We start from the raw sequence: 13875 nt of genomic DNA on the forward strand, positions 1-13875 counted from the left end.
TTCCCTCCGGCCGCCCTCAGCGGCGCATGCCGTACGCGCGGCGCGTGCCGTACGCGCGGCGGCTGCGGCGCAGCAGCAGGACACCGGCAACGGCTGCCGCCCCGACCAGGCCTGCGCCCGTGGCCAGCTGCGCGGTGTCGGGGGCGGCGCTGCCGCCGACACCCGTCCCCACGTGCCCGGAGGGCCGGCTGGGGCCGGGGCTGGGCGCGGCCGTCGGCCTGTGCCCCGGCGGCACGGGCGGCTTCGCGGATCCGGGGTCGGTCTCCGGCGGGGGCGTGGGGCGTGTTCCGGTCCCGGCCCCGGGCTGCCGGACCGTTCCCGCCTCGTCCCCGGTCCCCGTGTCGCCCTCCTCGGTCTGTGGCCAGGAGGGCTCCGACTCCGCCGGCGGATCCTCGGGGACCCCCAGGTCGCCCGCCAGGTCCGTACCGTCCGCCGCTTCCGGTTCCCCGGACCCCGGTTCCGCCAGGGGATCCAGGCCGCCCTCGGCCCCTCCCGGGTCGTCCACCGTCCCGCCGCTGTCGCAGGGGGCCGTCGCCACGACGTCCTCGGGGCCGCAGTCCGACGAGCCGGGTGCGGCCGTCGCCACGGTCCGCTCCGGTCCGCCGAGGCCGTCCGCGTGGGCCGACGGGATGGCGAGGCCGAGCGCTGCGGCGGTGAGGGCCGCGGCGGCGGTACCGGTCACGAGGCGGGCGGGGCTGCGCATGGGAATCCTCCGGGCAGACGGATGTGTCCTGCCTCCGAGGTAACGGGCCCGGCCCGCCGTCCGCACGCTGACGTGCCATCAGTTCTCACCCGTACGGACCAGGGGGAGCGGGCCCTTCCGCCCGGCTCGCGCAGGTCGCGGCGGTGAGGGATGCCGCGGGGTCCGGCCGGTGCCGATCGGGTGACCCCCGGATCCACTGGTGTGACGCAGCTCACAGGAATGGCGGCGGGTCGGTCGGGCAAACGGTCTCTACCCCCCACGGGACGGCAGCCCCCCCCGGCCGCCCCCACGGCAACTGCCCTCACCGGCCCACCCCCCCCCGGGACCGGTGAGGGCGGTGTCATGTCGACCGTCCGCAGGGCCTCGCACGACGGGTCCGCCCCCCGGCCCCGTTCATCAGGTCCCGGGCGTGTCGCCTCCGTCCGTCGTCGCGGACCAGGTGATGTCCGGCGGGCGCACCCGGGCACACCGCGGCCGCCCCCTGCCGACGCTCAGGCGCAGACGCGCGGTGAGATGTCCCGTCCGTGCGGCGGCCCCCAGGACCTCCGGGTCGACGTCGGCCATCATCAGCTTGGCCCGGCGGAACATGGTGAAGGTGCCGGACGCGTCCACCGTGCCCCAGGACAGGTAGACGAAGCGTCCCCCGAGCCGGTTCTGGACGTACGGCCCCGACACCTCGATCCCCTCCGCGGTGGACACGGTGGTGCAGTCCAGGGTCCAGGAGGCGCCCGGCGCGTCACCGGGACGCAGGCCGAGCAGCTCGTCGGGCCGGTCCTTGCGCTGCACGCCGACGTGGATGTTGTCGAAACCGGCGAAGTCCGTCCCGGCGCCGCCGGTGCGGCCCGGGAGGTCCGACGCCTCGATGTGGATCTGCATGCACCCCATCGTCCCGTACGCCGTCCCTCGCCCGTCGTCCCGTACGGCGGAGAGGTCAGACGGACTCGCGGGGAGCGTCGTCGTACACCCGGGCGAGCAGTGCCATCAGGTCCTCGTCGACGGCGAAGGTGATGTCGTCGATCCGGTGGACCGGCGCGATCCCCTGCGAGTTGGTGACGAACGCCGCCCGGTAGGCGCCCACCCCCTCCAGCGTCACCCCGCGTCGCACGGAGGGGCGGCCCGTCCGGGCGAGCCCGTGCTCCAGCAGTGCCATGGTGATCCCGGTCAGTGCCGGGGCGTCCGGCCAGACCACCGAAGTCCCGTCCCAGAAGCCGATGTTCGTGATCGATCCCTCGGTCACCATGCCAGCGGGTGAGGTCAGGAGCGCCTCGTCGAAGCCGGCCCGCCCCGCCTGCTGCCCGTAGTAGGTCTGGCCGAACTCCCCGGGGCGCTTGATGTGCGGTACGGAGCGCGCGTACGGCACCGACATCAGACTCCGCGGCGTACCGCCCGCACCGACCGGCTCCCGCACCGTCACCATCGTCACCGTCGCCGTGCTGCCCGGTGGCAGGAAGCCGTGCACCCGCACCGACGCGTCCCGGGCCCCCGTGCTGTCGAGCGCGTGCCCGATCAGCCCCCGCACGCGCTCGCCGTGCAGGGGCGCTCCGAACAGTTCCCGGCTCGCGGAGTCCAGGCGGTCCAGATGGAGGGCGAGGCCGCGCACCGTGCGGTCCCTGACCTGCATGGCGGTGAAGTGGCCGTATCCGGCGAAGGCCGGGATCCGCAGGGTCTCCTCGGTGGCGGGGCGCCCGTCGAACTCGACGTAGGGGTCCGGCACGGAAGTCGTCATGACCTCAAGCGTAGGCGGCGCTTGACCTCAATCGAGGTTGAGGTGTGAGCCTTCGGCGCATGGACATCAACGCACCCGCTCCCCTCCCGTCCGACGCCCCGCTGAGGGTGGCCGTCATCCTCGGCAGTAACCGCGAGGGCCGTTTCGGGCCCGTCGTCGCCGAGTGGTTCCTCGGGAGGGCGGCCGGCCACCCGGACATCGAGACCGAACTGATCGACGTCGCCGACACCGAGCCTCCCGCCGCCGGGGCCGCCCGGGCGACCGAGCGGCTGGCACACGCCGACGCCTTCGTCGTGCTGACCCCCGAGTACAACCACTCCTACCCGGCCCCGCTGAAGCACCTCATCGACCGGCACTTCGCCGAATGGCAGGCCAGGCCCGTCGCGTTCGTGTCGTACGGCGGAGTCTCCGGCGGCCTGCGGGCCGTCGAGCACCTGCGCCAGGTCTTCGCCGAACTGCACGCCGTGTCCGTGCGCGACACCGTCTCCTTCCACAACGCGGGCGCCCTCTTCGACGACCGGGGCGCACTCGCCGACCCGGCCCAGGCGGACGGGGCGGCCAAGAGGATGCTCGACCAGCTGGTCTGGTGGGGCCGCGCCCTCCGGGAGGCCAGGGCCCTTCGCCCGTACGGCACCTGACGCGTCGTGGGCCCACAATCGAAGGGCCACGGACGCCGAGAACGAGGAGAGCCCGGATGACCGAGCCCGCATGGCTGACGGTGCTGACCACCACGGACAGCGAGGAGAAGGCCCGCACCCTGGCCCGGGACGCGGTGGAGGCACGGCTCGCCGCCTGCGCCCAGATCCCGGCCCCCGTCACCTCCGTCTACCGCTGGCAGGGCGCCGTCGAGACGGCAGAGGAGTGGCAGGTGCTGTTCAAGACGACGGCCGCGCGGTACGACGAGCTGGAGGCCCACCTCCTGGCGGCGCACGACTACGCGACGCCGGAGATCATCGCGACGCCAGTCGTACGCGGCAGCGAGCGCTACCTCGCCTGGGTGTCCGCCGAGACGGCACGCACGGCGGCCCGGTGACGGACGCCCCGCTGCCCTTCTTCGTATACGGCACGCTGCTCCCGGGCGAGCCCAACCACGACCGCTTCCTCCGGGGCCGCACCCGCGAGGAAGGCCCCGCGGTCCTGCCGGGCGCCCTCCTCTACGAGGGCCCCGGCTACCCGTACGCGATCGAGGGCCACGGCACCGTCCGCGGCGCGCTGGTCACCGCGGCGCCCGGGGCGTACGCGGAACTGCTCGGGCTCCTGGACGCCCTGGAGCAGTACCTGGGGCCGGAGCACCCGCGCAACCTGTACGAACGGGTGGCCCGCCGCGCCGTCCCCGGACCACCGGAAGCGCCCGGTGAGCCCGTCCGCGCCTGGGTCTACCTCGCCGCGGCCGCCGTCACCCGGTCCCTGCGCACCGGCGGCACACCCGTGCCGGGCGGCGACTGGCTCAGCCGGCGGCCTCCACACGCACGGCGCACACCTTGAACTCCGGCATCCGGGAGACCGGGTCCAGGGCCGGGTTCGTCAGCGAGTTGGCCCGGCCCTCGCCCGGCCAGTGGAACGGCATGAACACGGTGTCCTGACGGATCCCCACGGTGATCCGCGCCGGAGCCACCGCCCGCCCCCGCCGGGACGTGACGGCGACGCCCTCGCCCTCGGCCACCCCGATCCGCTCCGCGAGCCGGGGATGCAGCTCCACGAACGGGCCCGGCGCCGCCGCGTTCAGCTCGGCCACCCGTCGGGTCTGCGCCCCCGACTGGTACTGGGACACGACCCGGCCGGTCGTCAGCACCACCGGGTACTCCGCATCCGTCTCCTCCGCTGCGGCCCGGTGCGTGACCGGGACGAACCTCGCCCGCCCGTCGTCCGTCGCGAACCGCTCCAGGAACAGCCGCGGCGTCCCGGCGTGCCCCTCGTCCGGACACGGCCAGAACACCCCGTCCTCCGCCGCGATGCGGGCGTAGGTGATGCCCGCGTAGTCGGCGGGGCCGCCGGCCGACGCCCGGCGCAGCTCGTCGAAGACCTCCTCCGGCTCGGCGGGGAAGCCCTTCCCGTGCCCCAGCAGACCGGCCAGCGCGTGCAGAACCTCCAGGTCACTGCGTACTCCGTCCGGAGGCGTGACCGCCCGCTGCCGCAGCAGCACCCGGCCCTCCAGACTGGTCGTCGTCCCGCTCTCCTCCGCCCACTGCGTCACCGGCAGCACCACATCGGCCAGCGCCGCCGTCTCCGACAGCACCACGTCCGCGACCGCCAGGAAGTCCAGCGACTTCAGCCGCTCCTCGACGTGCCCCGCGTGGGGCGCCGACACGACCGGATTGGAGCCCATGACCAGAAGCGACCGCACATCCCGCCCCAGCGCGTCCAGCAGTTCGTACGCGCTGCGCCCCGGCCCCGGCAGTGAGTCGGGGTCGACGCCCCACACCCCGGCCACGTGGCGGCGCGCCGCAGGGTCCGTGAGCTTGCGGTAACCGGGCAGCTGGTCGGCCTTCTGGCCGTGCTCCCGCCCGCCCTGGCCGTTGCCCTGACCGGTCAGGCAGCCGTAGCCCGACAGCGGCCGGCCGGCCCGGCCGGTGGCCAGACAGAAGTTGATCCACGCCCCGACCGTGTCCGTGCCCTTGGCCTGCTGCTCGGGGCCCCGCGCGGTGAGCACCATCCCGTTCTCCGCCCCGCAGAACATCTCCACGGCCTCGCGCAGCTGCGGCACGGACACCCCGGTGAGGCGCTCCACCAGCTCGGGCCAGTGCGCCATCGCGCCCGCCCGGGCCTCGTCCCAGCCGCTCGTCCGGGTGCGCACGAACTCGTCGTCCACCCGCCCGTCCGCCACGACCAGGTGCAGCATCCCGAGCGCGAGCGCCAGATCGGTGCCGGGCCGCGGTGCCAGATGCAGATCCGCCTGCTCGGCGGTCCTGGTCCGGCGCGGATCGATGACGATCAGCCGGCCGCCGTTCTCCCGCAGCTCGGTCAGATAGCGCAGCGCGGGAGGCATCGTCTCCGCGAGGTTCGAACCGACCAGGATCACGCACCCGGTCCGGGGGACGTCCTCCAGCGGGAACGGCAGCCCCCGGTCGAGGCCGAACGCACGCTGGTGGGCGGCGGCCGCCGACGACATGCAGAAGCGTCCGTTGTAGTCGATCTGCGAGGTGCCGAGCACCACCCGGGCGAACTTCCCGAGGGCGTAGGCCTTCTCGTTGGTGAGCCCGCCCCCGCCGAACACGCCCACGGCGTCCGCTCCGTGCTCCGCCCGTGTGCCGCGCAGCCCGTCCGCGATCCGGCCCAGCGCCTCGTCCCAGCTCGCCGGGGCCAGCTCACCGCCCGCGTCCCGCACGAGGGGCCCCGTCAGCCGGACACCGGCGGCCAGCACGGCGGGCGCGGTGCGGCCCTTGCCGCACAGGGCGCCCCGGTTGACGGGGAACTCGGTACGCTCCACGACCTCGACCACCCCGCCGTCGGTGACCGGTCGCAGCTTCATCCCGCACTGGAGCGCGCAGTACGGGCAGTGGGTGGACGTCTCGGTGCGGGCCATACGCCCAGCGTGCGAGGCCGGTATTACGGGTACCGGTGCGTCCGGTTACGCTCCCGGTACGCGCACCTCAGCCCGCCCCGCCCGCCGCCGTGAGGTCGTCCGCGAGCGCCTCCGCGACCCCGGGCTCCCGCGGTCCCAGGAAGTGCGGATCGGGTTCGAACACCACGTCCAGGAGCGCCTTGCCGGCCGCGAACACCTCTCGCGTCCCGCCGTAGTACCACGTCACGTCGTGCACGTCGTCGACCCCGACCCCGTACGCGTCGATCCCGGCCGAGCGGCACAGCGCGATCGCCCGCCGGATGTGGAAGCCCTGGCTCACGAGCACGGCCCGGTCGACCCCGAACACCTTCCTGGCCCGTACACAGGAGTCCCAGGTGTCGAAGCCCGCGTAGTCGCTGACGATCCGCGCGTCCGGCACCCCGCGCTCCGCGAGATACGCGCGCATGGCATCCGGTTCGTCGTACTCCTCGCGGCTGTTGTCCCCGGTGACCAGGACGACCCGGACCTTCCCGGTCCTGTACAGCTCGGCGGCGGCGTCCAGCCGGTGCGCGAGATACGGCGACGGCCGCCCCTCCCACAGCCCCGCCCCGAACACCACGGCGACCTGCTGCGCCGGGGCCCCGGCCGTCGTACGCACCCGGGCGTCGGCCGTGGTGTGCAGCCACGCCGCGGGCGCCAGCGCCACCGCACACGCCACCATCAGCGCCTGCACCAGCCGGCGCCGCCCCCGCCGGGTCCGCGGCAGCCGCGGCCGCCGGGCCGCGAGTCGTCCCAGAGCGCCCGGCCGCGCCCGGCCGGGTCCCCACGGTGCCTTCAGCCGCATGCGGCGCCCCCGCCCTCGTACCGGATTCCTCGTGGAAGGGGACGAACGACGAGGGCGAATGGTTCGCGCCGCCCACAAGGCCGCCCACAAGGAGGAGCATGGGTACTGACACCGTCGGCCCCCTCCCCGTGAGACGGAGGCAAACACCCGTCACCGGTGCGAAACGGCCCGGCAACGTCCGACCGGCACCATCGGTCCATGACGGAGCCGGCACCGGAACACCCCCGTGAGCCCCTGCCCCTCGACAGCACGGCGCAACTCCTGACCCGCATCACGTCCCAGCTCGGAACCCAGCTCAGCCTCGTCTCCCTGAACGGAACCCGCAGGCCCATGCACCGCATCCGGAGATCCGCCCCCACCCTGGTCGCCGTCGCGCACGGCAGCCGGGACCCGCAGGCCCTGTGCACCGTCCTGGAGCTCCTGGACCGGGTACGGGAGCTGCGGCCCGGCCTCGACGTCCGGCTCGGCCACATCGAGCTGAACGAGCCCCTGCTGCCGGACACACTGGACGGCATCGGGCGGGGCGACGCCGTGCTCGTACCGCTGCTGCTCGGCCGCGGCCACCACGTCCGGCACGACCTGCCGCTCGCAGCGGCGGCCGCGAGCCACCTCCGCACCCGTGTCGCGGCCCCGCTCGGACCGCACCCGCTGCTCGTCGAGGCCCTGTACGAGCGTCTGGCCGAGGCCGGCTGGCGGGACGAGGACGGCACGAGCCGCAGCGCCGCCGTCGTACTCGCCGCCGCCGGGTCACGCGACCCCGACTCGGACGTGGACGCACGCCGCACAGCCGCCATGCTCAGCGACCGCCTCGGCGGGGTCCCCGTCGTCCCCGCCTACGCCTCGGCGACCACGCCCGACGTGCCGGCCGCCCTGCGCGCACTCGCCGCCCGCGGCCGCCACCGGGTGGCCCTCGCCTCGTACTTCACGGCCCCCGGCCGCTTCGCGACGGTCTCGGCCGCCGCCGCACCGGGCATCGCCGCCGCACCGCTCGGCGCGCACCCGGCGATGGCACGCCTCCTGCTGCACCGCTACGACCAGGCCCTGACCGCCGACGCGCCCGGCCGCGGAGGCCTGACGCACCCGCACCTGCTGGCCAGCGCCTGACCCGTCCCGTCAGTCCGCCGGTCTAATGTCGGGGGCATGGACGGTACGCACGACCCCAGTGACACGCCCTACGGCGCAGCCGACACCGAGCGCTGGGACACCGAGTCGGACAAACGGCCCGGCCGCACCGCGTTCCAGCGCGACCGCGCACGGGTGCTGCACTCCGCCGCCCTGCGCAGGCTCGCGGGCAAGACCCAGGTCGTCACGCCCGGCATCCGGAGCGGTGCCTGGGACGCCAGCCCCCGCACCCGGCTCACCCACTCCCTGGAGTGCGCCCAGGTCGGCCGGGAGCTCGGCGCGGCCCTCGGCTGCGACCCCGACCTCGTCGAGGCGGCCTGCCTCTCCCACGACATGGGCCACCCGCCCTTCGGCCACAACGGCGAACAGGCGCTCAACGACTTCGCGTCGGACTGCGGCGGGTTCGAGGGCAACGCCCAGTCGCTGCGCCTGCTGACCCGCCTCGAACCCAAGCGCTTCGTCCGCGACCCCCGCAGCGGGGAACTCGTGAGCGTCGGGCTCAACCTCACCCGGGCCGCCCTGGACGCCGCCACCAAGTACCCCTGGCCCCGGGGCGCGCACCCCACCGACCCCGGCTCACCGAAATTCGGTGTGTACGAGGACGACCTGCCCGTCTTCGCCTGGGTCCGCGAGGGCGCCCCGCGGGACCGCAAGTGCTTCGAGGCCCAGGTCATGGACTGGTCCGACGACGTCGCCTACTCCGTCCACGACTTCGAGGACGGACTGCACGCCGGGCACATCGACCCGGGCTGCCTCTTCGCCGAGCCGGAGCGCGCGGAGATCTGGGCCGTCGCCGTCGGCCGGTACGTCCCGGCGGACACCGACCCGCAGGAGCTCGCCGACGCACTCGACCGGCTCACCGCCCAGGAGTGGTGGCCGCTCGGCTACGACGGCACCGCGGTCGCCCAGGCCAGGCTGAAGGACGCGACGAGCCAGCTCATCGGCAGGTTCTGCCTCGCCGCCGAGGCCGCGACCCACACCGCGTACGGCCCCGGGCGCCTCGGCAGGTACGGCGCCGAGCTCATCGTCCCGCGCGAGGTACGCAACGAGTGCGCCGTGCTCAAGGCGGTCGCTGACCGTTACGTCATGCAGCGCCCCGAGCAGGAGGTCATCCGCGCGGGACAGCGGATCGTCATCGCCGAACTCGCCGCCGCCCTCACCGCAAGCGCCCCCGAAGGGCTGGAGCCGCAGTTCCGCGCCCTGTACACGGCGGCCCCCGACGACAGGGCCCGCAAGCGGGTCCTCGTCGACCAGATCGCCGCACTCACGGACGCCTCCGCCCGGTCCCTCCACGGAACACTCACGGGAGCCCGGCAGACTGGACCGTGACCGGGCGACATGCCACAGGCTGTGACCTGATCGGGGCACACCCTCTTTCGTCATCACGCTGCGTGCGGGACGCTCGCAGGTGGAGGCGCCGCGCAGCCAAGTACCGAGGAGGCATCAAGTGGTCGACGCACATCGGACGTTCGTCATCATCGGCGGAGGACTCGCCGGAGCGAAGGCGGCCGAGACACTCCGAGCCGAGGGTTTCAGCGGCCGGGTGATCCTCATCGGAGACGAGCGTGACCATCCGTACGAGCGGCCTCCCCTGTCCAAGGGCTACCTGCTGGGCAAGGCCGAACGGGACTCGGTCTTCGTCCACGAGACCGCCTGGTACGCCGGCGCCGACATCGAGCTGCACCTCGGCCAGGTGGTCACCTCCATCGACCGGGCCGGCCGGTCCGTGCAGCTCGGCGACAACACGGTCGTCCACTACGACAAGCTGCTCCTCGCCACCGGCGCCGAGCCCCGCCGCCTCGACATCCCGGGCACCGAACTGGCCGGCGTCCACCATCTGCGCCGTCTCGCCCACTCCGAGCGGCTCCGCAACGTCCTGGCCGCCCTCGGCCGCGACAACGGCCACCTGGTGATCGCCGGCGCCGGCTGGATCGGCCTCGAGATCGCCGCCGCCGCCCGCGAGTACGGCGCCGAGGTCACCGTCGTCGCCCCGTCGGCGACCCCGCTGCACCACGTCGTCGGCCCGGAGGTCGGCCAGATCTTCACCGACCTGCACGCCGAGCACGGTGTCCGCTTCCACTTCGGCGCCCGCATCACCGAGATCACGGGGCAGGACGGCCTGGTCCTCGCCGCCCGCACCGACGACGGCGAGGAGCACCCCGCCCACGACGTGCTCGCCGCGATCGGCGCGGCCCCCCCGCACCTCGCTCGCCGAGGCCGCGGGACTCGACATGGCGGAACGGTCCCAGGGCGGCGGTGTCGTCGTCGACGCCTCGCTGCGCACCTCCGACCCGGACATCTACGCCGCCGGGGACATCGCGTCCGTCGACCATCCGCTCTTCGGCGGCCGGCTGCGCGTGGAGCACTGGGCGAACGCCCTGAACAGCGGACCCGCCGCGGCGAAGGCCATGCTCGGCCAGGACGTGACGTACGACCGGGTGCCGTACTTCTTCTCCGACCAGTACGACCTCGGTCTGGAGTACTCCGGCTGGGCGCCGCCCGGTTCGTACGACCAGGTCGTCATCCGGGGTGACGCCGGCAAGCGCGAGTTCATCGCGTTCTGGCTGAAGGACCGCCGGGTCCTCGCCGGGATGAACGTCAATGTGTGGGACGTCACCGAGGACATCCAGAAGCTGATCAGGTCCGCCCGGCCGGTCGACCCGCACGCCCTGGGCGACCCGTCGGTGCCACTGGACTCCCTGGTCTGACCGCCTTCCGGCATCCGGGACCGCCCGCCGCCCGGGGCACCACCCCCGCGGCCGGCCGGTCCCGGACGCCCGGCCCCACCCGTAGACTTCACCCGTGGCAGGCAGGATCAATGACGACGACGTGAAGGCGGTCCGGGACGCGGTCCCGATCGACGCCGTCGTGTCCGAGTACCTTCAGCTGCGCAACGCGGGCGGCGGCAACCTCAAGGGTCTGTGCCCCTTCCACGACGAGAAGTCCCCCTCCTTCCAGGTGAGCCCGGGCAAGGGCCTGTTCCACTGCTTCGGCTGCCAGGAGGGCGGCGACACGATCGCCTTCGTGATGAAGATCGATCACCTCACCTTCTCCGAGACGGTCGAACGCCTCGCCGCCAAGGCGGGCATCACCCTGCGCTACGAGGAGGGTGGCTACAACCCCTCCCACCAGCGAGGCGAGCGGATCCGGCTGGTCGAGGCACACAAGATCGCCGCCGACTTCTACCGTGAGCAGCTGAACGGCCCCGAGGCCGAGATCGGCCGGAAGTTCCTCGCGGAGCGCGGCTTCGACCAGGACGCGGCGGCCCACTTCGGGGTCGGCTACAGCCCGGCGGGCTGGGACCACCTCACCCGCTACCTGCGCGGCAAGGGCTTCAGCGACAAGGAGCTCATCAGCTCCGGCATCTCCCAGGACGGCCGCCGCGGCCCCATCGACCGCTTCCGCGGCCGGCTGATGTGGCCGATCAGCGACACCTCGGGCGACATCGTCGGCTTCGGCGCCCGCAAGCTCCGCGACGACGACAACGGCCCGAAGTACCTCAACACCCCCGAGACGTCGATCTACAAGAAGTCCCAGGTGCTCTACGGCATCGACCTGGCCAAGAAGGACATCGCCAAGGCGAGCCGCGCCGTCGTCGTCGAGGGCTACACCGATGTCATGGCCTGCCACCTCGCCGGGGTCACGACCGCCATCGCCACCTGCGGCACCGCGTTCGGCAACGACCACATCAAGATCCTCCGGCGCCTCCTGATGGACAACGGCAGCGCCCGGGTGATCTTCACCTTCGACGGTGACGCGGCGGGCCAGAAGGCCGCCCTGCGCGCCTTCGAGGACGACCAGAAGTTCGCCGCCGAGACGTACATCGCGATCGCCCCCGACAACATGGACCCGTGCGACCTGCGGCTCGCCAAGGGCGACGACGCCGTACGCGACCTGGTCGAGCCCCGCACCCCGCTCTTCGAGTTCGCGCTCCGGCAGATCGTCGGCCGGTACGACCTGGAGACCCCCGCAGGCCGTGCCGCCGCACTCGACGAGGCGGCCGCCGTCGTGGCGAAGATCAAGACGAGCAGTGTGCAGCGGGAGGTGGCCGTCCAGCTCGCGGGCTTCGTCGGCATCCTCGACCAGGAGTTCGTCGTCCACCGGGTCAACCAGCTCGCCCAGTGGGCCCGCGGCCGGGGCGAGCGCGGACCCGGGCCGGGCAAGCCCTCCCGGGGCGGCGCCCCGCAGCACCAGATCCAGGCACCCAAGGCCCCGCCCGGCCCCGCCCTCAACCTCCGCAGCCCCGCCCACCGCACGGAGCGCGAGCTGCTCAAGCTCGCCCTGCAGAAGCCCGCACTGGTATCGCCCGCCTTCGACGCCTACGGCATCGACGAGTTCACCGCCCCGCCCTACGCGGCGGTGCGCCAGTGCATCGCGGAGGCGGGCGGCGCCGAGATGGGCGTCGCGGAGACCCGCGAGTACCTCGTCCAGGTACTCGACGCGACCCCCGACGACACCGTGCGCAAGCTCGTCACCGAGCTCGCGGTCGAGGTCTTCCACGGCAAGTCCATCGACGAGACGTACGCCGGCGAGCACCTGGTCAAGGTCCGCCTGCGGGCCGTCGACCGCAGGATCGACGACGTGCAGGGCAGCCTCGCCCGCCTCGGCAGCAACGTCGCCCCGGACCACCTGGCCGCCGCCCAGAACGAGGTCTGGGTCCTCCAGCAGTACGCCCAGTCGCTGCGGAACCACGGCGCCGACGCCCTCTGAGGCGGAACAGCACCCCGTCACGCTCCGGACGCAAAAAGTCACCGCACGCCCCTCGTGGCGGCGATGTGTCGTACCCCACACTGGGTGGCGGTGCCTGAGTCATCGGAGCGCGGCCGGTCCGTCCAGGGCGGACCTCCATACCCGCGGTCCGGCAGCGATCACCTGGAGGTCGCCCCCGTGCAGACCCGGACCGTGCCGACCACGACCGAGCATGTCCCGGCGATTCCCGCACAGAACCGGGTCACACGTCACCCGGAGACGGCGGGCACGCCCGAACCGGTGCTGGAGGACCCCGTGGGGCCCCCGGAGCCCCGGAGCCGTCCGGAGACAGGCGGCCCGACCTCCGATCTCTTCCGCCAGTACTTACGCGAGATCGGACGGATACCGCTGCTCAGCGCCGCCGAGGAGGTGGAGCTCGCCCGCCGGGTCGAGGCGGGGCTCTTCGCCGAGGAGCGGCTCGCCGGGACCCCCGACCCGGACTCCCGGCTCGCCGTCGATCTGGACCGGCTCGTGGTCATGGGACGGATGGCGAAGCGCCGGCTCATCGAGGCCAACCTCCGCCTCGTGGTGTCCGTGGCCAAGCGGTACGTGGGCCGCGGCCTGACCATGCTCGACCTGGTCCAGGAGGGGAACCTCGGGCTGATCAGGGCGGTCGAGAAGTTCGACTACGCACGCGGCTACAAGTTCTCCACGTACGCGACCTGGTGGATCCGTCAGGCGATGTCCCGCGCACTGGCCGACCAGGCCAGGACCATAAGGGTCCCGGTGCACGTCGTGGAGCTGATCAACCGGGTCGTACGCGTCCAGCGGCGCATGCTCCAGGAACGCGGCTACGAGCCCACCCCCGAAGAGGTCGCGGCCCAGCTCGACCTGACGCCGGAACGCGTCGGGGAGGTCCTGCGCCTCGCCCAGGAGCCCGTGTCCCTGCACGCGCCCGTGGGCGAGGAGGACGACGTCGCCTTCGGTGACCTCATAGAGGACGGCGACGCCGCCTCACCGGTGGAGACCGCGGCCTTCCTCCTGTTGCGCGAACACCTGGAAGCCGTCCTCTCCACGCTCGGGGAGCGCGAGAGGAAGGTCGTCCAGCTGCGCTACGGACTGGACGACGGACGGCCGCGCACGCTCGAGGAGATCGGAAGGATCTTCGGCGTGACACGCGAACGCATCCGCCAGATCGAGTCCAGGACCCTCGACAAACTGCGCGACCACGCCTTCGCCGACCAGCTCCGCGGCTACCTGGACTGAGCGGAGCGGGCGCCTCGCCGCCG

The 13875-nt window shown here is 73.4% G+C and carries 12 protein-coding genes and 1 pseudogene; 8 read left to right on the plus strand and 5 right to left on the minus strand.

From position 1 onward, the window contains the following. Positions 1 to 16 precede the first annotated feature (16 nt). The 3 genes from LWJ43_RS22840 to LWJ43_RS22850 all read right to left on the minus strand — a co-directional run bounded on the left by LWJ43_RS22840 (position 17) and on the right by LWJ43_RS22850 (position 2429). A complete protein-coding gene (locus LWJ43_RS22840) occupies positions 17 to 703 on the minus strand; it encodes a hypothetical protein (protein ID WP_277334078.1) in 687 nt (228 codons plus the stop codon). A 396-nt stretch (positions 704 to 1099) separates the two neighbouring features. Continuing rightward, positions 1100 to 1579 carry a DUF5990 family protein gene (locus LWJ43_RS22845; protein ID WP_277334079.1) on the minus strand — a complete coding sequence of 160 codons (480 nt, stop codon included), beginning with the start codon at positions 1577 to 1579 and terminating at the stop codon, positions 1100 to 1102. A gap of 55 nt (positions 1580 to 1634) precedes the next feature. After that, on the minus strand, positions 1635 to 2429 hold the full coding sequence (locus tag LWJ43_RS22850) for an aminotransferase class IV (protein ID WP_277334080.1): 795 nt from the start codon (positions 2427 to 2429) through the stop codon (positions 1635 to 1637). 59 nt (positions 2430 to 2488) lie between these two features. Between LWJ43_RS22850 and LWJ43_RS22855 the strand changes: the two genes are divergently transcribed. The 3 genes from LWJ43_RS22855 to LWJ43_RS22865 are packed head-to-tail and all read left to right on the plus strand — an operon-like array spanning position 2489 to position 3914. Next, on the plus strand, positions 2489 to 3067 hold the full coding sequence (locus LWJ43_RS22855) for an NADPH-dependent FMN reductase (protein WP_277334081.1): 579 nt from the start codon (positions 2489 to 2491) through the stop codon (positions 3065 to 3067). Between the two features lie 56 nt (positions 3068 to 3123). Then, positions 3124 to 3462 carry a divalent-cation tolerance protein CutA gene (gene cutA / locus LWJ43_RS22860; protein ID WP_277334082.1) on the plus strand — a complete coding sequence of 113 codons (339 nt, stop codon included), beginning with the start codon at positions 3124 to 3126 and terminating at the stop codon, positions 3460 to 3462. Continuing rightward, entirely contained in the window at positions 3459 to 3914 is a 456-nt protein-coding gene (locus LWJ43_RS22865; RefSeq protein WP_277334083.1) for a gamma-glutamylcyclotransferase family protein, read from the plus strand. The genes cutA and LWJ43_RS22865 overlap by 4 nt, the downstream gene beginning before the upstream one ends. Here LWJ43_RS22865 and LWJ43_RS22870 read toward each other — a convergent pair. Both LWJ43_RS22870 and LWJ43_RS22875 read right to left on the minus strand, forming a co-directional pair. Then, complete coding sequence (locus LWJ43_RS22870; RefSeq protein WP_277334084.1) at positions 3877 to 5952, minus strand: molybdopterin oxidoreductase family protein; 2076 nt, start codon at positions 5950 to 5952, stop codon at positions 3877 to 3879. The genes LWJ43_RS22865 and LWJ43_RS22870 overlap by 38 nt on opposite strands. Before the next feature lie 67 nt (positions 5953 to 6019). Then, on the minus strand, positions 6020 to 6775 hold the full coding sequence (locus LWJ43_RS22875; RefSeq protein ID WP_277334085.1) for a SanA/YdcF family protein: 756 nt from the start codon (positions 6773 to 6775) through the stop codon (positions 6020 to 6022). Positions 6776 to 6973: 198 nt separating this feature from the next. Here LWJ43_RS22875 and LWJ43_RS22880 point away from each other — a divergent pair, with 198 nt between their 5' ends. The 5 genes and pseudogenes from LWJ43_RS22880 (at position 6974) to LWJ43_RS22900 (ending at position 13852) form a co-directional block, all read left to right on the plus strand. Beyond that, positions 6974 to 7879, plus strand: coding sequence for a sirohydrochlorin chelatase (locus tag LWJ43_RS22880; RefSeq protein WP_277334086.1), 906 nt, complete (start codon positions 6974 to 6976; stop codon positions 7877 to 7879). 36 nt (positions 7880 to 7915) lie between these two features. Continuing rightward, on the plus strand, positions 7916 to 9226 hold the full coding sequence (locus LWJ43_RS22885) for a deoxyguanosinetriphosphate triphosphohydrolase (protein ID WP_277334087.1): 1311 nt from the start codon (positions 7916 to 7918) through the stop codon (positions 9224 to 9226). A 118-nt stretch (positions 9227 to 9344) separates the two neighbouring features. Then, positions 9345 to 10605: pseudogene (locus LWJ43_RS22890) on the plus strand (NAD(P)/FAD-dependent oxidoreductase). 94 nt (positions 10606 to 10699) lie between these two features. After that, entirely contained in the window at positions 10700 to 12607 is a 1908-nt protein-coding gene (gene dnaG / locus LWJ43_RS22895) for a DNA primase (RefSeq protein WP_277334088.1), read from the plus strand. 177 nt (positions 12608 to 12784) lie between these two features. Further along, on the plus strand, positions 12785 to 13852 hold the full coding sequence (locus LWJ43_RS22900) for an RNA polymerase sigma factor (protein WP_277335968.1): 1068 nt from the start codon (positions 12785 to 12787) through the stop codon (positions 13850 to 13852). Positions 13853 to 13875 lie beyond the last annotated feature (23 nt).

The sequence above is a fragment of the Streptomyces sp. JH34 genome, from assembly GCF_029428875.1.
In the GTDB taxonomy this organism is placed as follows: domain Bacteria; phylum Actinomycetota; class Actinomycetes; order Streptomycetales; family Streptomycetaceae; genus Streptomyces.

Bases quoted from the DNA above. Each gene is read 5' to 3' on its own strand.
- LWJ43_RS22885 (WP_277334087.1), top strand. From the start codon at position 7,916: ATGGACGGTACGCACGACCCCAGTGACACGCCCTACGGCGCAGCCGAC.
- LWJ43_RS22840 (WP_277334078.1), bottom strand. From the start codon at position 703: ATGCGCAGCCCCGCCCGCCTCGTGACCGGTACCGCCGCCGCGGCCCTC.
- LWJ43_RS22850 (WP_277334080.1), bottom strand. From the start codon at position 2,429: ATGACGACTTCCGTGCCGGACCCCTACGTCGAGTTCGACGGGCGCCCC.
- LWJ43_RS22880 (WP_277334086.1), top strand. From the start codon at position 6,974: ATGACGGAGCCGGCACCGGAACACCCCCGTGAGCCCCTGCCCCTCGAC.
- cutA (WP_277334082.1), top strand. From the start codon at position 3,124: ATGACCGAGCCCGCATGGCTGACGGTGCTGACCACCACGGACAGCGAG.
- LWJ43_RS22875 (WP_277334085.1), bottom strand. From the start codon at position 6,775: ATGCGGCTGAAGGCACCGTGGGGACCCGGCCGGGCGCGGCCGGGCGCT.
- LWJ43_RS22870 (WP_277334084.1), bottom strand. From the start codon at position 5,952: ATGGCCCGCACCGAGACGTCCACCCACTGCCCGTACTGCGCGCTCCAG.
- LWJ43_RS22845 (WP_277334079.1), bottom strand. From the start codon at position 1,579: ATGCAGATCCACATCGAGGCGTCGGACCTCCCGGGCCGCACCGGCGGC.
- LWJ43_RS22855 (WP_277334081.1), top strand. From the start codon at position 2,489: ATGGACATCAACGCACCCGCTCCCCTCCCGTCCGACGCCCCGCTGAGG.